We start from the raw sequence: 23,010 nt of genomic DNA, 5'->3' as shown, positions 1-23,010 counted from the left end.
CCTTCAATATAAAATGACTGACAAAAATATATTCAGATATGATATTTTATATTCTAATATGATATGCTTTTATTCCATTACAAAAAGACATTCTTTATAGGATAATAAAAATAATCTAGAAAACAGAAATAAAGGAAGTGCTATTATGAATGCTGAATTGGTGATGCAGGAGCTAGAGGCTCTTGGCAAGGAACGGACGAAAAAAATGTATATGTCAAATGGTGCCCATGAGCCGTTATTTGGTGTGGCAACAGGTGCCATGAAGCCTATTGCGAAGAAAATTAAAATCGATCAGGCTCTAGCAGAAGAGCTTTATGCTACGGGCAACTATGATGCGATGTACTTTGCTGGCATCATAGCAGATCCAAAAGCCATGACTGTGGAAGATTTTAATCGATGGATCGAGGCAGCTTATTTTTATATGCTGTCGGATTATGTAGTAGCGGTTACTTTAGCAGAGGCACCGATTGCTCAGGAAGTGGCGGATGCGTGGATTGCCAGTGGTGAGGAATTGAAAATGTCTGCGGGCTGGAGCTGCTATTGCTGGCTATTAGGGAATCGCAAGGATAGCGAGTTTTCCGAGAGCAAGCTAGCTCAAATGCTGGAAATCGTGAAAAATACCATTCACGATGCACCCGAACGCACAAAATCGGCCATGAATAATTTTTTATACACGGTAGCTATTTCCTATGTGCCGCTCCACGAACAAGCAGTGGCAACCGCACAGGCGATAGGTCCTGTGGAAATGAAACGAGACAACAAAAAAAGCACGCAGCTCAATGCGTATGAAATGATTCAAAAGGAAGTAGCACGAGGCAGAATTGGCTTTAAGCGTAAATATGTGAGATGTTAATCATCGCACTTAAAGGCATCGATCCTATAAGGATTGACGTCTTTTTTTTACTCGAAAAAACAATGAATTATAATATATTTTTATTGAAAAACGATAAATTTTATTTTAAAATCAATATACTACTACCAGTGAGGTGTTTTTAAATGAAACATAAAAAGGGGTCAACCATTTTCCTAAAGAGCGTCATTATTCTGCTTGGTATACCAGTTTTAGCTTTAGGTCTGTTTTGGCTACCTGAGATGGCCAGCCGGGATGCTGCCGCACATCCAGAATCGTCCTATTTGTCCTATCTTTTTTTAATCTATGTGTATGTTCTATGCATTCCCTATTATGCTGCATTGTATCAAGCTTATCGCCTCTTAACGAACATCGACCAGCATAAAGCGTTCTCCAAATCATCTGTACGGGCTTTGAGAACGATCAAAAATTGTGCTCTCACTATTTTGCTCGGCCTTGTGCTAGGCATTGCAACAATTATGATGATGTTTACTGGCAAGGAAGATATTACAGGAATTATTGCGCTGACACTCATCAGCATCTTTGTAACCAGTACGATTGCAACCTTTGCAGCCGTTCTGCATCGACTGCTCCAAAAGGCCATTGATCTCCAAAGCGAAAATCAATTAACGGTATAACAAAATGGCACTAACCAATCTGGACGGTTAGCGCCTTTTTTTGTATCAAAAATATCCGCTAAAACTAATTTCCTATAAAAACATGTCATAATTCTCTTTTTAACAGTATAATAATTACATATTTTAAGAATAGGAGGATTTATATGAAGAAATTGGTTTTATTGATAGCAATGCTTACATTATTTTTCACCACAGCCTCTATTGCGAGCGCACATCCAGGGCGTTTAGATAGCAATGGTGGTCACAATTGTTCTGACAAATCAAAGGCTAAAGGGCTTTGTTCAGGCTATCATTATCATAATGGCAATGGTGGCAATAATGCAGGGTCTTCTTCAGGCGGTCAAAGTTATTCTGCGCCAACACCTAAAGCAACTGTAGCACCTGTATTAACAAAGGTTGCTGTCTATTTAAATGACGTGAAGCAAAATTATACGCCTGGCGCTTATATGAAAAATGGCACAACCTTAGTGCCGATGAAGGCGATTTTTGAATCTCTAGGGGCAACGGTTAGCTATGATAATGCAACGAAAAAAGTAACGGCAACAAAGGACAGTAAAAAAATTGTGATTGGTGTGGGGAATAAAACGGCTTATGTTGATACAAACGGTTCTACATCAACGATCACACTCAGCCATCCTGCTGAAATATATCAAGGTACAACAATGGTGCCTTTACGCTTTGTCAGTCAAGCACTTGGCGCAAATGTAACATTTGATGAGGCAGCACTTGTTGTTTATATCTCAACTAAATAATGGACAAGCCTTAAGCAGTATGCTCCTACAAGGTGCTGCTTTTTTTATTGTTACTTAAAGTTAAAATCATACTTCTTGTTGATTTTACCAGCAATCGTTTCTAGAAATAATGCCACGGTCATATTCTCGACTTCATTTGTATACCATGCTAGTTTAGCGCCATAGTTCTTTTTATTATAATTTACTTCTAATGGCCAGAAATTTTTTGTTTTATACGTATAATCAAATTTTACATAGAGTTGCTTACCATCTGGACATTCCATCACCACCTGGTATAATGGATTTTTTCTTTCCTGTTCAAACTTTACTTTTCTTATTTTGGTTAACATCAAAAACCCCTCCTCTCTTCTACTACATTCGACAAAAGTTTGAAAAAACCTTTATTCAACGAAAAAGGATAAAGCTCATGATGACATAGGAGCTTTATCCTGCACAATTAGTTGGCTATAAATTTGTCGTAATAGCGTTTCAGCATAGTCGCCATTTGCTCTCTTGTTAAGGCGCCTGCTGGATTCATGTTCTTACTTCCATCGCCTCGGATAATGCCTTCGCTAATAGCCCATTCCCAAGCCTCTTTATGGGCTGCTCCCACTTCTCTGCTTGTTTGTAAACTAGCTTTTTCAGCTAGTAAGCTTTTCAACGTCTCTATTTCTTGTTTTAGCTCATTATATTGTGACACTGTTAATCCCTCCTCAAGCCCATTTTTAATATCTTGCTGGAACTGTGCTTCTGTAATCCCCATACTTTTTAAATAGTCAAAAGGATCTTTGTGCGAAGTGCCTCCTAGATTTTCCGCAATCCATCGATGTGACTTAATGCCGTTGCCGCTACCATCTAAAACAGCGGGAATCCCTGCCTCTATAGCAAGCTTACGTAACAGCCAAATATAAGCCGCATAGTCCTTTTTAAATTGTTCCTTATCAGCCGTCCTTGCCAATTCCACCTGGGCATAGCTATACGGATTTCCCTTTGGTCCACAGCCATATTGCACGCGATTGACTGGGGCTACTTGTACGATTCTTCCACCACCGCCTACCCAGTGAGAGACAAAGGCATTGGCTTTATTTCGATTCATGTAGGCAATTTCGTTTTCCAATGCATTTGGACCTGTATTGCTGCCATTACCTGATTCATGCGCTACAACGTATTTTACTGCCGTGAGTTCCTGATTTGGTAGCCCTGACATGATCTGTTTTTCAATAACATAACTCATGTTGCACCGTCCTTTCCTATTATTTTTTAGCGACTGACGCTATGTTATTCTTTTCTTCTTTAGGTTTTTTTAGGGTAAACAACAGATGATTTGAGGTTCCTTTCGAGGCTTATCAGCTTCTGTTCGTGCTTAAGGCTACTGCGATCGTTTCACCTCTCTTTCCTCGAAGCTATGAAGTGTGAATGTCACAAAGACATCCACTTACTATTAGTAAATGCTCACACAAAAGTGTTTTCTAGTTAGTTGTGCTCTTTTACTATTTTTTCATTATGATTTTATAACCTCTTTTCTCGATTCCAAGCATTGACAAAGTATTGTTACCTATAGTATTTTAGATCTTCTAAAATATTGAAAGCGAGGAAAGAAAGTGTGCAGGCACTAGAGATTATTCGTGAATTACCAAGCTTACATGGCTTTACACAGCTAGTGAAAATGAACAAAGGCTATTCACCTGATAGCAAGTATGTCGTAACAGTTGGTGAAACGCGCTATTTGGTGCGCCTGTCAGCTCTAGCACATCATGACAAACGTGCAGTAGAGTTTTCCTTGCTCCAAGGGTTAGCAAACCAGGGTGTAAGAACACATAAAGCAGTTGACTATACCTTGTTTCAGGAAGCCAACGTCTCCGCAATGGTCGTTAGCTTTTTAGAAGGCTCGCCTGCCGATGAAATCATTCAGGAACTTTCTGACTCTGAGCAATACCACCTCGGTCTTGCGGCGGGAAAGGAATTGAGAAAAATACATCAAGTGAGCCCTCCACAAAAAATTCATTGGGAGACAACGCAGCTCAAAAAGTTTTCTACCTATTTGAAGGCATACCAACAAGATGCCTATCAACTGCCACAAGAGGCTAAACTATTGCGCTTTATTCATGCAAACTTACCACTGTTAAAGCAACGCCCCATCACCCTGCTTCATGATGATTTCCATCTCGGTCACATTATTTGTAAGGGACATACTTACAATGGGGTGATTGATTTTAATGGCTATGATGTGGGTGATCCTTATCATGACTTTTATAATCTTGCCTTGTTTAGTAGACGACAAAGTATCCCCTTTTGTATTGGGCAGATTGATGGCTATTTTTCATCTGCACCAGACGATCTGTTTTGGCGGTTATATGCTCTCTATGCAGCCATGACTGTCTTTTCAACCATTGTTTGGACTCGTCACTATGATCCACGCTCCTTTGATGATGCGTTGGAAAGAATTCACATGATTTTACAGGATCATGATGACTTTTCATCGATTAAACCTTCATGGTATGCGAAGAATTTATTCACTCCGTAAGAGGGCTAATATTTTTTGCCGCTCTGCTGCAAAATCAATTGTTGGCTGAGATTTTGGTTCCTCCTCACCACGTTGCTGCAACCACTTCGGAATGATTTCCAGTCGTCTGGCTTTAGAAGGTGGTGACGCTTGCTGCTTGCGGGCTTGAAAACGCTGCTGCTCGATAGCAATATCTGCAAAACTCTTTATGTTCTGATCGCACCAATTTTGTAAGATGCTCTCTACATACCGCCAGTGTAAAACATTATGCTCCACCGCTAGCTTCATCGCATAGATGACCATGTCCTCTGAGAAAATAGTGAGCCAATGACGAATTTTACTAGCAATGTAGGCTGTTAGTGTGCCAAAGCCTTGTTGTGCATAAAAGTGGTAGGCAGTGCTAGTAGACTCCTTATCATCATTATCTTTTAGTAATTGATTATTTAGTAAATTATTATTTAGTAGTGTGGGCTTTTCCGTCGATGGTACGACCGTTGACGAATTTCCCGTTGACGGTATAGCAGCACGTTTTGATGCTTCATAGACGAAAAATTCTACCCTACCGAATTTGCCGTCTTTTCCTCGTTCCTGTACTTTTTGAAGATAGCCCGCCTCTATGAGTTCGTCCAAAATTTTGGCTGTCGCTTCCCGTCCACATTTACTACGTATTGCTAAATCTGCAAGACTAAATGACCAATCATCTGGTAAAGACAGCATATAGGCAAGCAGCCCCTTTGCTTTCCAGCTTAATTGCTCATCATTTAAAAATGCTTTATCCAAAACAACAAAATTCTCCTTTTTGGCTACTCGATAAATCATGATGATCCCTCTTTCCATCTAATGTCCTTTCTAACTATATAAAGAAAATTTTTAAAAAAGGGACATAAAAAGAAAAAAAAGAACATGCCATGAAGCATGCCCTTTTCAGCAGGTGAAAAGAATTTTTTAGCGAATTCCTACAATATTTAGATAGAAATATAATCATGATCTGTAATGGGTAATGCAAGCAGAAGCAAACAATAACTTCTGCTGTTTTATTTATAAAGCTCTTTATAGACGATGACTTTTAAAGCGGCAATCTCTTCATCAGATAATTTGCCCTCCACCATTTGCAGAGCTTCTTCCTGCGTCATCGAGCCATCCTGCAATTTCACACGAATGTCGTTCAAATCTGTAATGCCGACTTTTTGAATTAAGACTTTTGTTGCCTCTTCTTTTGTCGTAAACGGTAATGTACTGCTATCGACCGTTTTCGCCTCTTCCATATAGGCTTTTAATTGTGGGTCATTTTCAATGGTATTTTTGATTTGTTCCTTTTGTCCGCTATTTTCCAATTCTGTCGACAAGGTATCTACAATTTTTTCAGAGGCAAATTTTGTGCCGAAATGTAGCACACCATACCCTACTACACCAACGAATATAACAATTACCACTAAAAATTTAATCAATCTCAACTATGCTCACTCCTTTATACACGTTCATCATACTATATGGAGCGGGTGTTGAGAAACAATTCTCCCTAGAAATTATGTAAAAAAACCCCATCTATGAAGATGAGGCTTATTTAACGTATTTCAAGTACTTCCGCACAAATTCTACAATGTAGAGAACTTCTTCTTCTGTCATCGTTAACAGCTTGCAAACACGTTGTAGTCTAGCAGGCAATGCTAATTGCTGGCGTACCTGATGAATATACATATATTTGCATTTCCGTGGATTTACTTTGTCTCGTATTTGCTTATATCGTAGGTAAGCATAGCGGGCAAAGGCGTTGAGCATCTCCCGCTCCTGCTCATCACGCTCCCTCTTTTTAGCAGCCTCATCAATGATATCCGTGTCAAATATCTGTGTACCATCTGTTAATTGCATAGTACCACCTCTCTATTGCAAATGTACTCCCTTCTATTAAATGCAACAAAAAAAGCCACACCTAGGGTAGATGTGACACTTTTTATGATTTTTATATGTAACGCTTGGTGGATAGCCTGTAAAACGTGGTGGATGATGGGTACAAACGCTTAGATTGGATTGCTCTTTCAAATCGATGGATAGAATGCTATTTTTGACGGATACAATGTCTTATCTGGCGGATACATCGCTTCTTTTGATGGATAGAAATGCTTAAATTGGATTGCTCTTTCAAATCGGTGGATAGAATGCTTATTTTGACGGATACAATGTCTAATCTGACGGATACAATGTCTAATCTGGCGGATACATCGCTTATTTTGATGGATAGAAATGCTTAGATTGGATTGCTCTTTCAAATCAGTGAATAGAATGCTAATTTTGACGGATAAAATATATAATCTGACGGATACATCGCTTCTTTTGATGGATACACACGCTTAGAATGGATTGCTAATTCAAATCGATGGATAGAATGATATACCTGACGGATACATCGCTTATGCTGATTAATGGCTGCCATTACCTTCATAAATAATACGCAAAGATTGCTACAATAATGTTTGGTATTGCTAATAGTAACGCGTTATTCATGAGGAGATTGCGTTCGTTTCTGTCTTCATTTGTTTCTGTTGCTAAATTGGCGCGCATTCTATCGCCGCTTGCCATGGCTCCTGACATTAACATGGCAGAAACGAGGAAAATTCCACCGAGTAGCCCTGAAAGCAAATGGGCTTCCTCTTTGCCCCATATGAGAATGGAGCCTATAACACCTAGAATGGACAACATGGTGCCAATGCCTATATACTTCATTTTCAGCCCCCCTTAGTTTATTATACGGCTAACCACTCTTTTTCGTTTCAATAAACCTCTATTTACCTATACAAAATTTTTCCTTTTCCAGTAAAATAACTAGGTGGAGGGAGGCTATGCAAATGAAAGACAAGATAAGAGCATTAACGAAAATGACCTTAGATGATTTGGTACATAATAGATATGAGAAACTTCAACAAGAGAAGATATTAACAGAGGATACTGCTATTTTTCTACAGGAGGTTTTCGCCTTGCAAGGTATCTTAACATGGCCACTGGATGAAGCTTCCGTAGATATTGATGTGTATGAAATGGAAGACCAAAGTTGCTTTATAACAGAAATTCGCTATTTATGGTTTGATGATGAAGAAAGTGCTGTGGTTCTTTTTTGCAAGGCCTATACAAATGCAGATCAAACAGAGATCACCGCTTTTATGATTGATACGGTTGATGCCTAGTATAGTATCCTCGCCAAACGTTCATAGTAAGTATGGTGTGAAACTCACGCCGAATCATACGACGGAGGGATCAATTTATGAATGGAATTCGTGAAGGTTTAATCCCCACTATACTCGGGTCAGCTGTTACGGCGGCAGGCTATGCAATGAAGCAAAAACATGGTTCTAACAAAATGGTGGCCAATACGATTTTTGGCTTTGGCTTAGCGCACATTGTGTTAGGCGCGATTGACCTGGTAGAGCATCGTCGTTAACAAGAGAAGGGCACGCAATGTGCTCTTCTTTTTTTGTATTTTTTTCTATTAAATGCTAACATTGTCATAAAAGCTTAAGGAGTACAGTGATGGCGACAATAGAAGATTTTATAGCACTTGATATACGAATCGGCACGGTACTAGAGGCGGAGGAACTACCAAAGGCTCGGGTTCCTGCGATTAAAATGAAAATTGATTTTGGTGAAGAGCTGGGCATTAAACAGTCTTCCGCACAAATTACGAAGCGTTATACACCCGAAGTCATTATTGGGAAGCAAGTAGTGGCGATTGTTAATTTCCCACCACGTCGCGTTGCGGGTTTTAAGTCAGAGGTACTAGTCATTGGTGGTGTACCTGTGGAGGGCGATGTGATTCTGTTAACGCCCGATCAGCAGCTACCCAATGGAACGAAAATACAGTAAAGCCTCTCGCATTACGCAAGAGGCTTCTTTTTCTGAAGAGGTATCCAGATTTCACTTGTAAAGGTTGGTGAGGAAAAATCCGTGCTTGAATGGCGTACAATTTCTGGACCAGCAACCTGTTCATAGCCAGATGATGGGAACCACTCCGCATAAATGCGCGCCCATGTTTCCTGCAGTGTTTGGGGGAATGGTCCAACCGCTTCAAAGACAGCCCATGTACAAGCGGGTACATCCAGCTGTGAAAAATGGGGAGACGTTTCGGTTGTGGCTACGCCGATATAATGATCAAGCTCGCCCTTTTCCTCCATTCTGCCCTCGGAAAAGTGAGTGGAGGCTTGGATGATTCCTGTTGGTTCTACATTCGATAGCTTTTTTAGGTGCCCAATATCCTCCATTGTTAATGAACGTGCCATTTCAGTTATCGCTTGATTTTCTCCTTGAAAAACGATGGGTACTCTTTTCATAAGACCAACGATGTGAAACGCTTCTTTTTGTTCGAGTCGGTAATTCATTTCACAACCTCCTTGTATGGTAAGTTGGAAGGTCATTCGTGGAAAAGCTTTTAGGTGCTGACCATTTTGCCTCGCCTCTGATGGTGTGATGCCATGCATTTGCTGAAAGGCTCTTGTAAATGCATCTGCAGAGCGATAGCCATAACGAATCGCGATATCGAGAATTCTCATAGATGAATCTGATAGTTCCAGTGCAGCGAGCGTCAGACGTCTACGACGAATATATTCGGACAGCGGGATGCCTGCTAGAAAGGAAAACATACGTTTAAAATGATATTCCGAGCAATAAGCTAATCTCGCAGCCTCTTGCACATCAATTTCCTCCGTTAGATTGGCCTCGATATATGCAATCGCCTCATTCAACCTTGTTAAAGAATCCACTTCTATCACCTTCCTTATCTTTACTTTAGCAGGAATAGTAGCCCTCCATCCGACAATTGGTGCCCCATTTAGTCGCCTTCCAAAAAATAATCTATCGAACAGGCAGATAACTAGTTTTTGAAGCTACTTTCACATACATATAATAGTGTAAAGCTAATTTTAGCCTTACACCTCCTGACTTGATACTTAGGGTCACTGCTCGCACAGTGGCCCTATGAAAATAAAAGATCATTGTGTTGCATCATAATTTCCGTTACAATATTTGTAAAAATAGTCTATTGAGCTGGAGGCAGCAACATGGATCGTCTTTTCCAGTGGTACAAGTATTTAAAATACATACTCCTTCCTATAATTATTTTAAAATACTTACAAGGTGAGGGTGTACAGAATGTGCATCCTCTCATCATTCTTGAATATGCTCTCCTATTTGGGGTGAGCTTTTTACTCATTATTCTACAGGACTTTTTCGCTATTAGTAAAAAAACAAAATTCCTACTGCGACTCATCATACTGATTATTTTACTATTTTTGTCTATAACTGCCATTGTCTATCAAGCGATAATGTCTATTATTTTTTCAACCCTACTACTAGGCGTGTTAGGTATGATACTTTATTTTCAAAGAAAAGATGAAGGAGGACAATAAAATAAATGGTCAATAGTAAGCGATTACTTTTAAGCATCGGTTGGGTCAATGTGGTAGCTGCCCTTCTCCTATTCCAAGCATTTTGTGGGCTGATGGCGATCTGTATGGGCATCGTACTTAAAAAGGATTATCAAGCACCAACCCATGGGCTAGTCTTGATAGGAGTTGGTATCGTAAGTACGGTTATAGGTTGGATGCTCAATCATTTCTATATGTAAAAATGAGGCTGGGACAGAACTAGCTTCGAATAAGGAGAAAGGAGAATTTGAGTTCGCTCAAATTCTCCTTTCTCCATTTTTTACTATTTAATTTTATATGTTCTTGTTTGTTGGCCGTGTATTTTCGTAAATTCACGGCCAGTAATGCGAGCCCCATTTCGTTTTCTACCTTCGATTTTCCTCGTACAGAAAATCGAGTGAAACGCAAATTAGCCTTCAAGAATCCAAAAACTGGCTCCACGTCAATTTTGCGTTGACGATAAATGGTACGCGTTTTTTCTTCTGAAAGCTTTGTTCTTATATATTCTTTTTGTTGTTCCCATTTTTCATTCACCATCATTTTTCGATTGGTGCCTTCTTTTGCTTTTGTACATGATGAACGGAATGGACATCCTGAACAGTCCTCGCATTCGTAGATGTTGAACGTATGTTGGAAGCCTGTCCGATCATTCCGTACAGTTTGATTTTTCCATTCGAGACGTTTCTGATTCGGGCATGTATAGGTGTCTGTTTCTTTATCATATGGCCAGTTATCGGTGTTAAATTGGTTTTGTTTGTACTTTTTCTTTTGCTCCTTCTCATACATGGTATAGGGAATCAGTGCTTCTCGTTTTCTGTTCGAAAGGATCTCCTCATAGTTTTGTTCACTACCATAACCTGCATCTGCGACAATGTATTGCGGTAACTCGAAATAATGCTGCTCGATTTCATTTAGAAATGGAATGAACGTACGTGTATCCGTTGGGTTCGGAAAAATGCTGTAGGCAAGCGCATACTGACCTTCTGTTGCGATTTGTACGTTATAGCCTGGTTTTAGTTGTCCATTCTGCATGTAATCGTCTTTCATTCGCATAAACGTCGCATCTTTGTCCGTTTTTGAATAGCTGTTGCGTGTGTCAAAAATCTCAAAATCTTTTTCGTACCTCTGCTTACGAATCAGCCAGTCATGTACTTGTTTTAACAGTTGCTTTGGCGTTTTTCGTTCACTACGCAGCTGTTTCCGCATCCCGACATCATCCGTACTATCGATTTTTTGTGTATAGTCCTCGACCACTTCCTCTAACTTTTCAGCGATTTGCGTGAGTTCTTCCATAGAAAGCTGCTCCTCATCTTCACGTTGCAATGCTGGTATAATTTGTTTTTCAAGTAGCTCATTATACAATTGATTCGATTTTTCAACGAGATTGTGATGATGTTTTTCCACTGCTTTCTTCCAAACGAACGTGAATTTATTGGCATTCGCTTCAATCTTCGTACCATCAATAAAAATGGCCTCTTGATCGATGATTTTTTCTTGGACAAGCTGGACACGGAACTGCACAAAACACTGGCGAATGAGCTCTTTCATATCGGGATGAACACGGAAACGATTGATCGTACGGTAGCTTGGTTCATACCCTTGGGCCAGCCACATCATCCGTATACTGTCTTTGGTTAGGTCTTCTATTTTACGGCCAGAGAAAACCGATTGCGTGTAGCCACATAAAATAATTTTAAGCATCATGCGTGGGTGATAAGATGGGCAACCTGTTTGGCGTTGAAAGGAGTCGAAGGTTCTCTCAGGAATACTTTCGACTAAATGATGGATGGCAAAAGCAATATCATTTTCTTGTAATGGAACTTCTAAATCTAGAGGCAAAACTAATTGATTCATGTTATAATTTTTGAACATAAGGATCCTTCTTTCCTGTAAAATTTTGTGTGGTAACTTTATTTTATCAGAAGTGGTCCTTATTTTTATTCAATAATTATTGAAAGCCGTTGAAATTTTACTCATCGTAAAATTTCAACGGCTTTTTCAGCTCAAAGGTGGGTTTTGTCCCACCCTCATTTTATAATTAGCGATAACTATGATGTGTTGGTTCAAATAACGCTTCATCGGCGTTTCGCACAAGTGAGAAATGATCCACATTATAATGGCCATGCAGGATGTCGTTATGGTGTGCAACTGTATCTTCTGGTGATAAGTATTGGGAACCATTTGTTGAATGGCCATCTCCCACCAATGTGACATCAAAGCCCTGAATAGTTGCTGCTCTAACTGCTGTATCCACGCAATGCTCGGTTTTGCAGCCCATCATCACCAAATGCTCTACCTCATTGGCCTGTAAATAATCGAGTAAGCCTGTCTTATAAAAAGCGTTCGTAGCCAGTTTATCAAAATAAACAGTGGTAGTAGGTACTTGGATCGCTTGATGTACCTGAAAGCCTTTCCCTTCTCCACCAGCTACATCCCGATCACGCACAAAGATAATATGTGCCTCTGCCTCAGTAGCTTTTTGAATCACGGCATTGATTGTTTGAAGCAATTCATCCTTGCGATAGACGGCTTGTTCATCCTGATTCCCCTCGATTAATTCTTGCTGTGCATCAATGACCACTAGTGCTTGCTTCAAAAGCATCTCTCCCTTAACGTTTGCTAACAATATTTTACCATTAATCGTTAATTTCTGATATGCATTACTTTTTAACTTTTGAAACCGTCATGCCATCCCCAATGGGTAAAAGAACCGATTCCAGCTGTGGATGATTAGCCACGGTGACATTGAATTTTTTCATGATGGCTGTATAACGCTTGGGTGCTGCCTTAGGGTCGCTACACTGCCTCCCGCTAAGACATTATCTGTCACAATGAATGCACCAGGGCTTGCTAGCTGAATACAATAGGCTAAATAATTTTCATAGTTATCCTTATCTGCATCAATGAAGAAGAAATCAAATCGCTGTCCTTCTGCTACAAGCTTTTCAAGGCTTTCCAATGCAGGACCTGTCATATACGTAACATGCTCGCCAAAACCTGCCTTCGCAAGATTGTTGGCGGCCAGTTGTGCATATTTTTCCTCTAACTCCAGGGACGTCAATGTGCCCTTCTTTTCCATTCCTCTCGCCAGACAAATACCACTATAGCCGCCAAGAGCGCCAATTTCTAAAATAGCCTTAGCCCCAGTCATCGATGCAAGCATCGTCAACAGCTTTCCTGATGATCGAGAGACAGAAATAGCAGGCATACCATTTTCGGCAATAGAGGACAGGACATCCTCTAATGTGGCATCATACTGATAAAATACCTCATCCATATAGTTATTTATTTGTTTCATGTGCGTTATCTTCCTCTTGTAGACTGTCGTTGGTTTCATCTTCTTGAATATCAAACAACTGACTAAATTCTTGGATAACCATATCGATGGCTTTTAATTCACCTACTAAAATTTGCTGAATGGATTGAAACTCTGGCTGTTCTAATTGCTGTTTAATGGTAGCTCGCTTCACATGCAGCATCTCTAAAAATGAAATCGCTTTGCCGCGTCGGAACGTTTTTGCTCCTCGCTGTGGCGCGCCTTCCATGCCTCTGTGGCGTCCTCCACGGTGATGTCCCTCTCTCATATGCTCTCTAAATCCAGATCCTCTCATTTCTAAAACACTCCTTTTGTATACGTTTGTATACATTAATTTAAATACATTGTATACAAACGTATACAAGTTGTCAATTAAACATAATGCTTTCATGCTCCAACATATGTTAGACAATAGGGTAGATGCATCGAAATGGAGGTAAGACAAGTGAAAAGGGTTATAAAATATGTGTTAGGCATCGGGACATTATTGATACTGTCAGGCATATTTTTGATTGGGGCACAATCTCACTATAATCAGAAGGAAATTAAAATTGCCAGTAAGCTGTGTCTCGAAAATGGCGGACAGCCCACTATCATACGCGATTATTTGGCTTTGAATTACTCCTTTTCATGTCAGAAGAACTGAGGTAGTACATATATGGATGGTGACCTGCGGTAAATGTCATGCTAGAAGATCGAGTAAATTTCATCTATCTTTCAGGCAAATGGCTAGCTAACAACACTACTTTTACATATAAATAGTAGTGTTGTTAGCTAGCCTTTCCACAGCTCTCCTGGTTTTGAGGTCACTTTCCCTTGGAAGGTGGCCTTTTTTGGCATGAAAAAAGACGTCATGTCGACGTCTTTAATGTTTGATCGATATCCTCAATCAACCTATCCACTTGTTCCTTTGTTATCTTGATGACATATAATTCTGTCGTTTCGATTCCATCAAGGCTTGTTAGGTGTTTAGGATATTGATAGTTATTTGATATCTCCTTGTCCATACAATCACCTCTTCAATAGATATATTCGACATAAAGTATAGCAAACCTTCTATAAAAAGGAAAATAACAGTATATTTTTTCACTAAAATAGCTATCATTTGGACGATTTAGGGTAAAAAAAGGTTAAAACGATAAGTCCATTTAGACTATCCTTGTGTAAAAGTGATTATTGCTTACCAAATTTCGCAATTTTTTTGAGGTAGAAAAGCCCGATGGAAACAATGATAGCCCCATAGACTTTCAGCATCACATTTCTTACAGGCGCCTCCTCTATGATTGTACTGAGAAAGGCACATCCTATGACAATGATCACCATCCCGATGATGGCATGAATATATTTCACCGTATCTCCCCTTTTCTAGTAGGCAAGTCCGACGCGTGTTCTCAAAAATTCCTCACTGAAGATTTGTTGGTAGGCAAAATCTGCTGTATCCGCTACGGAAATTTGGCTGCCTCCCTCTGGCAAGAAGTTGCGTTCAACGCGGTAGTTTCCTGTCCAAGCCCCGTCTGGTAAATAGGTAGGACAAATAATCGTCCAATCCATAGCAGATTGCTGTAATTGTTCGAATACACGTTGGTGCTCCTGTGCAGCAAAGGTTGATTTTCGTTTCGATTCAGTCGATTGGTAGCGAAGAAGAGTTGGTGTTACACGACTTTGTAAGATCCCTGCTGTTCCAATCGTAATGATTCTTGTCACCTGATGCTTTGTCATCGCTTCAAGAATCAATGGTAAGCTAGCCGATAATGTAGTGCCTCCATCTGTATTTAATGCACTCACCACCACATCCACATGATGCATTGCTTGCTCGACATCTTGCTTGTTTAACACATCGCCTTTCATTACACACAGCTGTTGGTGATGGTGCGGTAATTTATCGGGATTTCGGACTAATAGGGTGACCTCATGCTGATCCTTTATTGCTAGTTCTACCAAATGGCTGCCGACACGTCCACTCGCGCCTAATATTAAAATTTTCATTTCTCTCACCTCTTTTATCATTATATTACAATTCCCTTTATATGTAAAAAGGCACAGATCACAGTGCCTCCCCTCTACTATTCACGCTCTAGTAATTGAACATCAACCATAAATAGATGCATATTATTCTTTTCAGCTAGCTCATCGATAATCGATTGAATTTCACTTTCTGTACTTACATCAATTTCTTCCCCATCGTGTAATTGAATAGTGATGACTTGATGCGCTGGAGAGTCTATTAGATAACCAACTGTACTATCAGGCGAGTAGCCTGCCGACCGTATCGCCTGTAACACTTGTTTTGTAAAATTCGTAGCTTGTAATTTTTCGCCAAGCTCTTCAGCATAGGGAGTTGCTCTTTCGGTGCTCGGAGCTATAGCTAAAGGCTCCCTTTGTGCCATCCACAATGACATCACAACCAGTAAGCACATGAATAAAAAGAAGATTTGCAGGACACTTTTCATACACTCGCTCCATTTCTCCATGAAATTTACAGGCGGAAGTCTAGCAATCTTTTGCCCTGAAATTGTTATTATTCTCACAGCTATGTATGGCTATTTCTCTCTTTAATTATTAAAATATAATTTTCTTTTTGTACAAAGGGCAAATTACCAAGAAGTTTTGTTTGTGGCTTCATAGATTAGAAATGTAAAGGTTAGCGCTACCATTACTAAAAAACTAACAAAAAGGGAGATTAAAAGATGCAGGATAGTAGATATAGTCAATATATGAATTGGAATCATAAAAAAGAAAAGTGCTGTGAACAATATGTAAAATGCTATTGTCATTTAGAAAAAAAATGTGAACACAAACAAGAAGGATGCAAATGCAAACACAAGCATGAGCATTGCAAATGGGAACAGAAGCACCAGCGATGTAAGTGTCATGAAAAGGATGACCATTGTAAATGGGAACATAAGGAGGATTCTTGCTCTTGCAAAAAAGAGGAGGAAGAGTGCCACTACGAGATGGATTATTCCAAGGATCACAAGTGTAAAGGCTGTATTTGTCATCTATTAAGATGCTTATCTCCTGGCACTTTGGTAGATGTTATTTTAGCAGGTGGCGGTAGCTTTGCAGGAATTTTCTTCATCAGCTTAGATCCTAAAACTTGCTGTGCTACATTCTTAGAGGTAGATGCAGCAGCAACACCACTTATCATTGATTGCCAGCAAATTATTGCCATTAGAAGGGCGTAAATGTTCCACTATCCTATTTGACACCAATTCATATACCATAAAACCTACCATTATAAGCACATTTGATCTTCTGCCAGGTTTGTGAATATCCCTGGCAGAATTTATATTTTTTCCACTATTCATTGACAATGACTTTGACAATGGGCTCTAATTTCCCTATATTCACATCGCCAAGATAATCAACATCCACTACGACAGCTCGTGGCTCAAAACGTTGGATACATTCAATGAGGCGTTTTGTGTTTATTTTCTTCATACGTTGGAAGGGTTTACGAATATCAGACCTTGTCACATATTCTCGAAGCGGACAAGGAATCGTAAACGTCGATAAAATAAATGCTACATTTTGTAATATACTTTCCACTCCTGTAGCATTACCATTTACATTACTTAAAGCCGTTACTTGATGTGTCATTCTATCAACCTTTCTTCTACGTTCATACAATTCGTACTTTGAAAAAAGAGCACTTTGTTATTTATGCTTGCTCATTAAAAATTATGAACGCTTTGTTTTTATGTACCCAATGTTATTTTTATTCAAACAACATATTAGTTGATAGGCTGACCTACAAGCTTAGCGCATGATGGCGTAGTAAATAACATACAGCCAGCTAAAACAGCCATGGATGATTGCCCAAATGATGGAGTGATGCACACTCCATGAAATCGTAATCGCTAAAACCGATCCAAAACCAATGCCATTTTTGACTACCGTTTTATGCTCCACTTTTTTCACCTTCCTTGTTCTTTTTAACGCTCCTTCTTGCCATCGCAATAGGTTTCCCTCCTATCGTTTTCTATGTTTATTCATGTACGGACAAGGGCAATCTGAAAGAAAGGATGTGATGTTATGACAGTTTTCATGCTGGCTGCCACGATCGGCATCCCCAGCCTTATGGTGTATCTTCAGCACAAATGGGCTAGCTTTCGCCTTCTTTTCAACATACTAGGCGTCATTGCTGCGATCCTGTTTAGCACGATTGCCGCTACATCTATAACGAACATTATTCTTGAGGATGCGGTCTTTATGACAATGATTCATGCCGTTTTCTTAAACCCTGTATTTCTGATTACAGGAGCATATCTCGGCTTATATTTGATTTACCGCTTAATTATTCAAACAATTGATGATAGAGACAAGCCCTCCTACCTTTAGTAGAAATCACAATAAACGTGCCACGTCTGTGTTGTTAGATTGTAGAAAAAATAAAAATTGCCATGATCTACAATGTTCAAACGCGCTTTTGCATCCGAGGCAATTTGGAAGACAAATGGTGCATCGTCCCCAAAATCAACGCCACTTTGACAAAAGCTTGGATAGCCACCGATTTTATGGAGCGGAAAAAGGTCTTCAACGATATCCTCAAAATATTCGATTTGCTCTTCATGCTCCAACATCAAAATCTCTTCCTCCAATTGAGCTGGAATACCGCCCCCATCCCATGTTGGATAGTCATTCGAGATATACTGGGGTATGAGTGGAAACGCGCGCATTTGCTCATGCTGCCATTCACGCTCTACTAAGCCTTCCAAAGTGGTGTACGTTCTAATCTCAAAATAAGAACTAAGATCATCCTCCATGAGGTGATCCAATAGACGTTCATCGACAAAGACTGTGATTAATTGAAAAGGCTGTAATGCCGTCGGTACATAGGATAGGGCTTGTAGAAAGAACGTAGCGAGCGGCTGATAGCCAGACGGTGGCTGCTCCTCTGGTAAGGACCAGCCGACATAGCCAATCCAGCTTTCCAATAAATCATGTGTGGGTCGAATACCACCTGTTTGAAAAATTGTGGCCTGCTTAGTTAGTTGAGCCCGTATTTGTTCAATTGCCATCTGCTAGCTCCTTCTGGCGACAGCAGCAATCCGTTATATGATCGTTTACTATCCCCACTGCCTGCATAAAGGAATAGCAAATGGTACTACCAATAAATTTAAAGCCATCCTTCTTCAATTGCTTGCTCATACGATCACTAATTTCCGTCGTCACAGGCACCTCTTTAATGGAAGCCCACTCATTAATAAGTGGTTTATGATCTACAAAGCTCCAAAGATAATGTGAGAATGAGCCATGCTTTTCCTGTATTTGGAGATATGCTTTAGCATTTGTCACCACGCTAGCTATTTTTAATTTATTGCGTACAATCCGTGTGTCTTGCTTTAATTCCTCTAGCTTGTCCGCTGTATAATGGATAATTTTTTCCACATCGAATTGATCAAATGCCTCACGATAGCCTTCACGCTTTTGGAGAATCGTCCACCAGCTCAAGCCAGCCTGTGCCCCCTCCAAGCAAAGCATCTCGAATAAATGCTGGTCATCATAGACCGGTACACCCCACTCCTTGTCATGGTATTCCACATACAAAGGCTCATCTAGCTTGACCCAATCACATCTTTTCATTTCTAAACCCTCCATTTTATGTATCTCTTACTTAATAGCTGTAATGCAAAGCCAACCTTTACTTGATTTTTCCGTGACATACACGGTTTGAAATCCAATTTGTTCTAATAATTGCTTCGTCGCCTCAGGTGTTTGATAGGCTTTCATATGATAGTTCATTTTGTAGAGCTCTGCTATGATAATAAATTTCCCTCCGTTTTTCAGAACTCGCCAAACCTCCGCTACATCCTGCTCCAAGGATGGCCAAAAATAATGCGTTTGAAAGGCTGTAATTGCATCAAAAAACTGATCATCGTATGGAATATTTGAAACGCTTGCCTCTTTCACAATGACACTACCACTGGTAACACTTGCTTCATTCAATTTGATCGATTCCTTCACTGCCTGTGCGGAAAAATCTATCCCATAGATTATACCATTTGGATTCAATTTGGATAAAATTTGGAGCGTTTTCCCACCACCACAACCGATGTCTAACACACGATCACCATCATTGATAGCTCCTTGCCTGATGAACCATGCATTCATACCACGATGGGCGAAATTCATGATCCGTAGCATCGTTGAGCCAATCCATCCATTTGGCTTTTTCGCTTGTTCAATTAACGTTTGTAAGAGTGACATGATTGGATTCCCCCCTTTAAGTACGAATGTTAAAATAGAAAATAGATCTTTAAAATTAAAACGCTTACTAGTTTGTACGTGCTTCAAAACGATTTGTTTCATTTTTTACAAAGGAGGAAGATTTTATGATTCAACAAGCAACACAGAAGGATGCTCATGCTGCAGCCTCATTAGCCTTACTGCTCTGGCCCAATCATACACTAGAGGAATTTACAGAAGAGATGACACAGCTGCTAAAGGAAGAAAACGCAGCTATTTTCCTTGCCTATGACGATGACAGAGCAGTTGGATTTGCCCAATGTCAGTTGCGAACGGATTATGTAGAAGGCACCGACTCGAGTCCAGTCGGCTATTTAGAAGGCCTTTTCGTGAGGGAGGAATATCGCCAGCAGGGCTGTGCAAGACAACTTGTGGAGCAATGTGAACAATGGGCAAAGCTTAGGGGCTGTCTAGAGTTTGCTAGTGACTGTGAATGGGACAATGAAGAGAGTCTAAGGGTTCATCTTCAGCTCGGTTTTACAGAAGCCAATCGCATCATTTGCTTCACAAAAAAATTATAAAAATGGCTAACAAAAAAATCACAGGTGTTGCAAACAATAGCACCTGTGATTTTTCAACATTTTTTAGTTTAGATATGTATTGTTGGAAATATTTCGTTCGCGCTCATCTATGATTAAATGGATCATTAATGCGAGTTGTTGTTCGATTCGCATATTGTTTAGATGAATGATATCAGCAATCAAATTCTTTTGCTTCTCTGCTAATTCCATCTCCTCTAGCATTAACATAATTTCTTCTTTTGTCAGCCCAAACATACTCATATCACCCCAATACTCTCTCTATTTATTATTGTAAAATCATTATTCCCATTTCATAATTATCGAATATTTATCGTGTTTAATGAACCATTTTTACTAATTATAGGTTAAAACATGGAAAATAATCAATCTATTATCCACATTTATTTAATATTTTTTTTACATTAAGAAAAAACTTTATTATGATTGTTATAACTTATACAAAGATTGTATAAGTTTTCCTGTGGAATATTTCAAAATATTTCAGTAATTGCAACAAGACATCTATACCATTATAAAAATATTCTTGCATTTTGTCGAATTATAGAGTTTTTTTATACAAATTAAAATGAATTTATAGCCCAAACATTTCCCTTTTCCCATTTTCCACATGCATTAAACCTCAATATACGAATCCATAAAAAAAGTAATTTCAAAATTGAAACTACTTGTCTTATTTGTATAATCGGCTTTTATATTATTTTTTTAATATCATGTTTCACTATTTCTATTTGCATGTCCTCTATTTGAGAAACCTTTGATGCTGTATCCTTCTGCCATGTCGCTGACTGCACATGCCCTTGCACAAATAATTGGCTGTTTTCCTGTATTACCGCTGGAGCCTTTACTGCAGCTATATCCGTATGGCGCATTTCCAATAAGGATTTATTGGACAGTGCTAAAAACGGTCTAGCTGCCTCATCCACCCTACAATTTTCAATACGGCCCATTGATTGATCTGACCAGATCATGGCATAAGAGCTTTCTTGCCCATCTTTAAAATAGCTATTAGCTACTTCAAAAATCGCATCAATGCAAGTAATTCCGTTTCCTTCCATTTGTTCAAACGTGCAATACTGTGTAAATAATCGGGCATTGTTGATATAGACATGATGGCTTTGCAGCTCTCGAATCGTTGTCTGATGCATCATGATTTTGGCATGGTCGTTACCATAAACACCACCTGATTGCCCAAATTGAATAATTGATTGATGTAGCTTTAAGCCACTAGCATCGACAATAATATGAAATTGCTGGTGGTTTTGAATTTTACATTGGTTCACCGAAACATCTGCTTCATCTACAATAGTAAGCCCTACGGCCATACCATTTCGAACATGACATGTATGAAGCTCCACCTTGCTATTTTCTATCAACACCTGCGCCTTGACATGTCGAGAAACTTGGCAATCATAGAACTTGGCTATCGTTTTTTCGCCAAGATACAACCCATGACTTTGACCATCTGAAAAAATAGAATCGGCTACCATTAGCTCACTGCGATGAACCACCATATTTGTATCGAGATGCTCTTTTATTTCACAGCCATCCATTCTGAAAGTCGTGCTGTCAAACAATTGAATACCTACCCCTTGCCCTTGATGAACTAAACAATTGGTCATCGCAATCTCACTTGACGCAGCTATTACTTGTGCCTTGTCATGCCCATGAATTTCACAGTCCTCCATTGTCAGCTTGACATGACGAATCGCAAAAACACCATGCTTCTTCCCTTCCAGCAGCATACAATTCGTCAAGCTCAGCTCACAGTTTTGAGCAATAATCTGCGCCTTCACATGATGCTCAAATGTTGTATCGACTAGAATAACACTGGACCCATTCGCCACTCGCAAACCAAAATGATTCAACGGTGTCGCAAGCACTGCACAATTTTTCATCAGCAAACTACCATAGCTCACCATCATCTGCGTTCGAATCAATTGCTCCTCAATGACACAATTCTCTAGCTGTAAATCACCTTTCACATACAGCCCCTGACCTTGCCGGAACCGTAAATTACGCATCGCCACATGTGTTTGATAACGAATAAAAACGCCACCCTTGATGGTCACATTGCCAACCCCATACAACGTCAGCCGCTTGGCAATATCCAAGCTTTCCTCATAAATCCCATCCCGAATTTCAATCATATCCCCAGGCGCCGCCTCTTCAATCGCCTGCCCGATACTTTGATAACGATGCATAATACTCCTCTTCACCACAAGTACAGCCATTTACACACTCCTAACAAAAAAATGTTCGTACCCTATTTATATACCGAACATGCTTGTGCTTATTCAATTTTGTGTAAAAATGCTGGAATATGCAGACGTTTATTTGGAATGTTTGACGGTTTCATGAAAGTGGCATGGTTTTAGGCAATAAAAATGAACAGCGGTTAAGGGTACGCTGTTCGTTTTTTTGGTTGGTATCGGGGTTTTAGAGTCTATTTATATTCCACTTAGTTAATATAAAACAATAATCCTTGCCAGCATCTACAGCAGGACCCCAAAAATTTATATTCCACTTAGTTAATGTAAAACCAGATCGGGAATGCTGTGCCTGTAGATATGGGAAGAATTTATATTCCACTTAGTTAGGTGTAAAACTGGATTGATTAAAGAGTATATTAATTTACCTTCTTCTTTATATTCCACTTAGTTAATGTAAAACTAAAAGGCATGAAGGATGATACTGACAAGCAAATTAATTTATATTCCCCTTAGTTAATGTAAAACAGGATGAAAGTGAGCAACAAGTAGTTTGTTTATGA

The 23,010-nt window shown here is 39.5% G+C and carries 33 protein-coding genes, 1 pseudogene and 1 CRISPR repeat array (1 of these 35 only partly in view); of the genes and pseudogenes, 12 read left to right on the top strand and 22 right to left on the bottom strand.

Translation table 11 applies throughout. The features are described 5' to 3' along the window. Positions 1-145 precede the first annotated feature (145 nt). From MKZ14_RS09625 to MKZ14_RS09615, 3 genes are all read left to right on the top strand, one after another. Entirely contained in the window at positions 146-853 is a 708-nt protein-coding gene (locus tag MKZ14_RS09625; protein WP_333006660.1) for a DNA alkylation repair protein, read from the top strand. A gap of 143 nt (positions 854-996) precedes the next feature. Then, entirely contained in the window at positions 997-1,488 is a 492-nt protein-coding gene (locus MKZ14_RS09620) for a DUF2975 domain-containing protein (protein WP_258858791.1), read from the top strand. A gap of 143 nt (positions 1,489-1,631) precedes the next feature. After that, complete coding sequence (locus MKZ14_RS09615; RefSeq protein ID WP_339280870.1) at positions 1,632-2,240, top strand: copper amine oxidase N-terminal domain-containing protein; 609 nt, start codon at positions 1,632-1,634, stop codon at positions 2,238-2,240. A gap of 50 nt (positions 2,241-2,290) precedes the next feature. Here MKZ14_RS09615 and MKZ14_RS09610 read toward each other — a convergent pair whose 3' ends face one another. Together MKZ14_RS09610 and MKZ14_RS09605 are read right to left on the bottom strand one after the other, a co-directional pair. Beyond that, positions 2,291-2,569 carry a hypothetical protein gene (locus MKZ14_RS09610; protein WP_036080983.1) on the bottom strand — a complete coding sequence of 93 codons (279 nt, stop codon included), beginning with the start codon at positions 2,567-2,569 and terminating at the stop codon, positions 2,291-2,293. A 107-nt stretch (positions 2,570-2,676) separates the two neighbouring features. Then, a complete protein-coding gene (locus MKZ14_RS09605) occupies positions 2,677-3,453 on the bottom strand; it encodes an N-acetylmuramoyl-L-alanine amidase (RefSeq protein ID WP_016995468.1) in 777 nt (258 codons plus the stop codon). Positions 3,454-3,822: 369 nt separating this feature from the next. Here MKZ14_RS09605 and MKZ14_RS09600 point away from each other — a divergent pair, with 369 nt between their 5' ends. Next, positions 3,823-4,743 carry an aminoglycoside phosphotransferase family protein gene (locus MKZ14_RS09600; RefSeq protein ID WP_312126090.1) on the top strand — a complete coding sequence of 307 codons (921 nt, stop codon included), beginning with the start codon at positions 3,823-3,825 and terminating at the stop codon, positions 4,741-4,743. On the opposite strand, the gene MKZ14_RS09595 is transcribed toward MKZ14_RS09600, so the two are convergent. From MKZ14_RS09595 to MKZ14_RS09580, 4 genes are all read right to left on the bottom strand, one after another. Continuing rightward, positions 4,729-5,541 carry a DnaD domain protein gene (locus tag MKZ14_RS09595; RefSeq protein WP_339280869.1) on the bottom strand — a complete coding sequence of 271 codons (813 nt, stop codon included), beginning with the start codon at positions 5,539-5,541 and terminating at the stop codon, positions 4,729-4,731. The genes MKZ14_RS09600 and MKZ14_RS09595 overlap by 15 nt on opposite strands. A gap of 215 nt (positions 5,542-5,756) precedes the next feature. Beyond that, positions 5,757-6,176 (bottom strand): hypothetical protein, encoded by a 420-nt coding sequence (locus MKZ14_RS09590; protein WP_333006665.1) that lies wholly within the window; start codon positions 6,174-6,176, stop codon positions 5,757-5,759. 106 nt (positions 6,177-6,282) lie between these two features. After that, complete coding sequence (locus MKZ14_RS09585) at positions 6,283-6,591, bottom strand: hypothetical protein (RefSeq protein WP_004228634.1); 309 nt, start codon at positions 6,589-6,591, stop codon at positions 6,283-6,285. 567 nt (positions 6,592-7,158) lie between these two features. Next, the gene (locus MKZ14_RS09580) at positions 7,159-7,443 is read right to left on the bottom strand and encodes a DUF5316 family protein (protein ID WP_339280868.1); all 285 of its coding nucleotides are present in this window, start codon (positions 7,441-7,443) and stop codon (positions 7,159-7,161) included. Between the two features lie 122 nt (positions 7,444-7,565). Here MKZ14_RS09580 and MKZ14_RS09575 point away from each other — a divergent pair, with 122 nt between their 5' ends. The 3 genes from MKZ14_RS09575 to csaA all read left to right on the top strand — a co-directional run bounded on the left by MKZ14_RS09575 (position 7,566) and on the right by csaA (position 8,577). Further along, complete coding sequence (locus MKZ14_RS09575; protein ID WP_339280867.1) at positions 7,566-7,901, top strand: hypothetical protein; 336 nt, start codon at positions 7,566-7,568, stop codon at positions 7,899-7,901. Positions 7,902-7,978: 77 nt separating this feature from the next. Then, a complete protein-coding gene (locus MKZ14_RS09570; RefSeq protein WP_004228639.1) occupies positions 7,979-8,155 on the top strand; it encodes a hypothetical protein in 177 nt (58 codons plus the stop codon). 89 nt (positions 8,156-8,244) lie between these two features. Beyond that, the gene (gene csaA, locus MKZ14_RS09565; protein ID WP_004228641.1) at positions 8,245-8,577 is read left to right on the top strand and encodes a chaperone CsaA; all 333 of its coding nucleotides are present in this window, start codon (positions 8,245-8,247) and stop codon (positions 8,575-8,577) included. Between the two features lie 11 nt (positions 8,578-8,588). Here csaA and MKZ14_RS09560 read toward each other — a convergent pair whose 3' ends face one another. After that, positions 8,589-9,470: an AraC family transcriptional regulator gene (locus MKZ14_RS09560; RefSeq protein ID WP_036081006.1), complete on the bottom strand. Its 882-nt coding sequence runs from the start codon at positions 9,468-9,470 to the stop codon at positions 8,589-8,591. A 297-nt stretch (positions 9,471-9,767) separates the two neighbouring features. Here MKZ14_RS09560 and MKZ14_RS09555 point away from each other — a divergent pair, with 297 nt between their 5' ends. Together MKZ14_RS09555 and MKZ14_RS09550 are read left to right on the top strand one after the other, a co-directional pair. Beyond that, positions 9,768-10,115 carry a hypothetical protein gene (locus MKZ14_RS09555; protein WP_312126097.1) on the top strand — a complete coding sequence of 116 codons (348 nt, stop codon included), beginning with the start codon at positions 9,768-9,770 and terminating at the stop codon, positions 10,113-10,115. A 5-nt stretch (positions 10,116-10,120) separates the two neighbouring features. Beyond that, a complete protein-coding gene (locus MKZ14_RS09550; protein WP_312126099.1) occupies positions 10,121-10,333 on the top strand; it encodes a hypothetical protein in 213 nt (70 codons plus the stop codon). A gap of 19 nt (positions 10,334-10,352) precedes the next feature. On the opposite strand, the gene MKZ14_RS09545 is transcribed toward MKZ14_RS09550, so the two are convergent. From MKZ14_RS09545 to MKZ14_RS09510, 8 genes and pseudogenes are all read right to left on the bottom strand, one after another. Then, positions 10,353-12,005, bottom strand: a complete 1,653-nt coding sequence (locus MKZ14_RS09545) for an IS1182 family transposase (RefSeq protein WP_339280866.1) — start codon at positions 12,003-12,005, stop codon at positions 10,353-10,355. A 166-nt stretch (positions 12,006-12,171) separates the two neighbouring features. Then, positions 12,172-12,729 carry an isochorismatase family protein gene (locus MKZ14_RS09540; RefSeq protein ID WP_333006666.1) on the bottom strand — a complete coding sequence of 186 codons (558 nt, stop codon included), beginning with the start codon at positions 12,727-12,729 and terminating at the stop codon, positions 12,172-12,174. Between the two features lie 64 nt (positions 12,730-12,793). Continuing rightward, a pseudogene (locus tag MKZ14_RS09535) lies at positions 12,794-13,431 on the bottom strand (O-methyltransferase). Continuing rightward, positions 13,415-13,744, bottom strand: coding sequence for a hypothetical protein (locus tag MKZ14_RS09530; protein ID WP_026023463.1), 330 nt, complete (start codon positions 13,742-13,744; stop codon positions 13,415-13,417). The pseudogene MKZ14_RS09535 and the gene MKZ14_RS09530 overlap by 17 nt, the downstream one beginning before the upstream one ends. Before the next feature lie 556 nt (positions 13,745-14,300). Continuing rightward, entirely contained in the window at positions 14,301-14,456 is a 156-nt protein-coding gene (locus tag MKZ14_RS09525; RefSeq protein WP_016993988.1) for a hypothetical protein, read from the bottom strand. 166 nt (positions 14,457-14,622) lie between these two features. Further along, positions 14,623-14,799, bottom strand: a complete 177-nt coding sequence (locus MKZ14_RS09520) for a hypothetical protein (protein ID WP_312126103.1) — start codon at positions 14,797-14,799, stop codon at positions 14,623-14,625. 15 nt (positions 14,800-14,814) lie between these two features. After that, complete coding sequence (locus tag MKZ14_RS09515) at positions 14,815-15,435, bottom strand: SDR family oxidoreductase (protein WP_339280865.1); 621 nt, start codon at positions 15,433-15,435, stop codon at positions 14,815-14,817. 77 nt (positions 15,436-15,512) lie between these two features. Beyond that, positions 15,513-15,899 carry a hypothetical protein gene (locus MKZ14_RS09510; RefSeq protein ID WP_103117954.1) on the bottom strand — a complete coding sequence of 129 codons (387 nt, stop codon included), beginning with the start codon at positions 15,897-15,899 and terminating at the stop codon, positions 15,513-15,515. Between the two features lie 504 nt (positions 15,900-16,403). On the opposite strand from MKZ14_RS09510, the gene MKZ14_RS09505 reads away from it, so the two are divergent. Then, positions 16,404-16,634 carry a hypothetical protein gene (locus tag MKZ14_RS09505; RefSeq protein WP_016993992.1) on the top strand — a complete coding sequence of 77 codons (231 nt, stop codon included), beginning with the start codon at positions 16,404-16,406 and terminating at the stop codon, positions 16,632-16,634. Between the two features lie 115 nt (positions 16,635-16,749). Here MKZ14_RS09505 and MKZ14_RS09500 read toward each other — a convergent pair whose 3' ends face one another. Both MKZ14_RS09500 and MKZ14_RS09495 read right to left on the bottom strand, forming a co-directional pair. Beyond that, positions 16,750-17,049, bottom strand: coding sequence for a hypothetical protein (locus MKZ14_RS09500; protein WP_016993993.1), 300 nt, complete (start codon positions 17,047-17,049; stop codon positions 16,750-16,752). A gap of 159 nt (positions 17,050-17,208) precedes the next feature. Beyond that, on the bottom strand, positions 17,209-17,409 hold the full coding sequence (locus MKZ14_RS09495) for a hypothetical protein (protein WP_036081021.1): 201 nt from the start codon (positions 17,407-17,409) through the stop codon (positions 17,209-17,211). A gap of 75 nt (positions 17,410-17,484) precedes the next feature. Here MKZ14_RS09495 and MKZ14_RS09490 point away from each other — a divergent pair, with 75 nt between their 5' ends. Beyond that, positions 17,485-17,790 carry a transposase gene (locus MKZ14_RS09490; protein ID WP_312126108.1) on the top strand — a complete coding sequence of 102 codons (306 nt, stop codon included), beginning with the start codon at positions 17,485-17,487 and terminating at the stop codon, positions 17,788-17,790. Here the strand turns inward: MKZ14_RS09490 and MKZ14_RS09485 are convergent. Genes MKZ14_RS09485 through MKZ14_RS09475 form a run of 3 tightly spaced genes read right to left on the bottom strand, consistent with a single transcriptional unit; the run spans position 17,787 to position 19,659 of the window. Continuing rightward, complete coding sequence (locus MKZ14_RS09485; protein ID WP_312126110.1) at positions 17,787-18,470, bottom strand: DUF1963 domain-containing protein; 684 nt, start codon at positions 18,468-18,470, stop codon at positions 17,787-17,789. The two genes, MKZ14_RS09490 and MKZ14_RS09485, sit on opposite strands and share 4 nt — an antisense overlap. After that, positions 18,460-19,035 carry a DNA-3-methyladenine glycosylase I gene (locus tag MKZ14_RS09480; RefSeq protein WP_312126111.1) on the bottom strand — a complete coding sequence of 192 codons (576 nt, stop codon included), beginning with the start codon at positions 19,033-19,035 and terminating at the stop codon, positions 18,460-18,462. The genes MKZ14_RS09485 and MKZ14_RS09480 overlap by 11 nt, the downstream gene beginning before the upstream one ends. Positions 19,036-19,062: 27 nt before the next feature. Continuing rightward, complete coding sequence (locus tag MKZ14_RS09475) at positions 19,063-19,659, bottom strand: class I SAM-dependent methyltransferase (RefSeq protein WP_016993996.1); 597 nt, start codon at positions 19,657-19,659, stop codon at positions 19,063-19,065. Between the two features lie 125 nt (positions 19,660-19,784). Between MKZ14_RS09475 and aac(6') the strand changes: the two genes are divergently transcribed. Then, positions 19,785-20,219, top strand: coding sequence for an aminoglycoside 6'-N-acetyltransferase (aac(6'), locus tag MKZ14_RS09470; RefSeq protein ID WP_339280864.1), 435 nt, complete (start codon positions 19,785-19,787; stop codon positions 20,217-20,219). A gap of 63 nt (positions 20,220-20,282) precedes the next feature. Here the strand turns inward: aac(6') and MKZ14_RS09465 are convergent, their stop codons facing one another. After that, positions 20,283-20,474: a hypothetical protein gene (locus MKZ14_RS09465; RefSeq protein WP_339280863.1), complete on the bottom strand. Its 192-nt coding sequence runs from the start codon at positions 20,472-20,474 to the stop codon at positions 20,283-20,285. Positions 20,475-20,929: 455 nt separating this feature from the next. Further along, on the bottom strand, positions 20,930-22,471 hold the full coding sequence (locus MKZ14_RS09460; protein ID WP_258858804.1) for a right-handed parallel beta-helix repeat-containing protein: 1,542 nt from the start codon (positions 22,469-22,471) through the stop codon (positions 20,930-20,932). A gap of 214 nt (positions 22,472-22,685) precedes the next feature. Further along, a CRISPR array of direct repeats spans positions 22,686-23,010; the repeat unit is 29 nt (it continues 3,951 nt past the right edge of the window).

Source organism: Lysinibacillus sp. FSL P2-0066 (assembly GCF_037969495.1).
Taxonomy (GTDB): Bacteria; Bacillota; Bacilli; order Bacillales_A; family Planococcaceae; genus Lysinibacillus; species Lysinibacillus boronitolerans.
Note: the sequence above shows the minus strand (reverse complement) of the source record. Positions and strands in the feature narration are given on the sequence as shown.

Coding starts and splice junctions, on each gene's coding strand:
- MKZ14_RS09585 (WP_004228634.1), bottom strand. CDS start 6,591: ATGCAATTAACAGATGGTACACAGATATTTGACACGGATATCATTGAT.
- MKZ14_RS09485 (WP_312126110.1), bottom strand. CDS start 18,470: ATGGCAATTGAACAAATACGGGCTCAACTAACTAAGCAGGCCACAATT.
- csaA (WP_004228641.1), top strand. CDS start 8,245: ATGGCGACAATAGAAGATTTTATAGCACTTGATATACGAATCGGCACG.
- MKZ14_RS09555 (WP_312126097.1), top strand. CDS start 9,768: ATGGATCGTCTTTTCCAGTGGTACAAGTATTTAAAATACATACTCCTT.
- MKZ14_RS09525 (WP_016993988.1), bottom strand. CDS start 14,456: ATGGACAAGGAGATATCAAATAACTATCAATATCCTAAACACCTAACA.
- MKZ14_RS09505 (WP_016993992.1), top strand. CDS start 16,404: ATGGATTATTCCAAGGATCACAAGTGTAAAGGCTGTATTTGTCATCTA.
- MKZ14_RS09490 (WP_312126108.1), top strand. CDS start 17,485: ATGACAGTTTTCATGCTGGCTGCCACGATCGGCATCCCCAGCCTTATG.
- MKZ14_RS09500 (WP_016993993.1), bottom strand. CDS start 17,049: ATGACACATCAAGTAACGGCTTTAAGTAATGTAAATGGTAATGCTACA.
- MKZ14_RS09570 (WP_004228639.1), top strand. CDS start 7,979: ATGAATGGAATTCGTGAAGGTTTAATCCCCACTATACTCGGGTCAGCT.
- MKZ14_RS09605 (WP_016995468.1), bottom strand. CDS start 3,453: ATGAGTTATGTTATTGAAAAACAGATCATGTCAGGGCTACCAAATCAG.
- MKZ14_RS09510 (WP_103117954.1), bottom strand. CDS start 15,899: ATGAAAAGTGTCCTGCAAATCTTCTTTTTATTCATGTGCTTACTGGTT.
- MKZ14_RS09460 (WP_258858804.1), bottom strand. CDS start 22,471: ATGGCTGTACTTGTGGTGAAGAGGAGTATTATGCATCGTTATCAAAGT.
- MKZ14_RS09530 (WP_026023463.1), bottom strand. CDS start 13,744: ATGAGAGGATCTGGATTTAGAGAGCATATGAGAGAGGGACATCACCGT.
- MKZ14_RS09625 (WP_333006660.1), top strand. CDS start 146: ATGAATGCTGAATTGGTGATGCAGGAGCTAGAGGCTCTTGGCAAGGAA.
- MKZ14_RS09620 (WP_258858791.1), top strand. CDS start 997: ATGAAACATAAAAAGGGGTCAACCATTTTCCTAAAGAGCGTCATTATT.
- MKZ14_RS09580 (WP_339280868.1), bottom strand. CDS start 7,443: ATGAAGTATATAGGCATTGGCACCATGTTGTCCATTCTAGGTGTTATA.
- MKZ14_RS09550 (WP_312126099.1), top strand. CDS start 10,121: ATGGTCAATAGTAAGCGATTACTTTTAAGCATCGGTTGGGTCAATGTG.
- MKZ14_RS09515 (WP_339280865.1), bottom strand. CDS start 15,435: ATGAAAATTTTAATATTAGGCGCGAGTGGACGTGTCGGCAGCCATTTG.
- MKZ14_RS09475 (WP_016993996.1), bottom strand. CDS start 19,659: ATGTCACTCTTACAAACGTTAATTGAACAAGCGAAAAAGCCAAATGGA.
- MKZ14_RS09575 (WP_339280867.1), top strand. CDS start 7,566: ATGAAAGACAAGATAAGAGCATTAACGAAAATGACCTTAGATGATTTG.
- MKZ14_RS09610 (WP_036080983.1), bottom strand. CDS start 2,569: ATGTTAACCAAAATAAGAAAAGTAAAGTTTGAACAGGAAAGAAAAAAT.
- MKZ14_RS09465 (WP_339280863.1), bottom strand. CDS start 20,474: ATGTTTGGGCTGACAAAAGAAGAAATTATGTTAATGCTAGAGGAGATG.
- MKZ14_RS09545 (WP_339280866.1), bottom strand. CDS start 12,005: ATGTTCAAAAATTATAACATGAATCAATTAGTTTTGCCTCTAGATTTA.
- MKZ14_RS09615 (WP_339280870.1), top strand. CDS start 1,632: ATGAAGAAATTGGTTTTATTGATAGCAATGCTTACATTATTTTTCACC.
- MKZ14_RS09480 (WP_312126111.1), bottom strand. CDS start 19,035: ATGAAAAGATGTGATTGGGTCAAGCTAGATGAGCCTTTGTATGTGGAA.
- MKZ14_RS09595 (WP_339280869.1), bottom strand. CDS start 5,541: ATGATTTATCGAGTAGCCAAAAAGGAGAATTTTGTTGTTTTGGATAAA.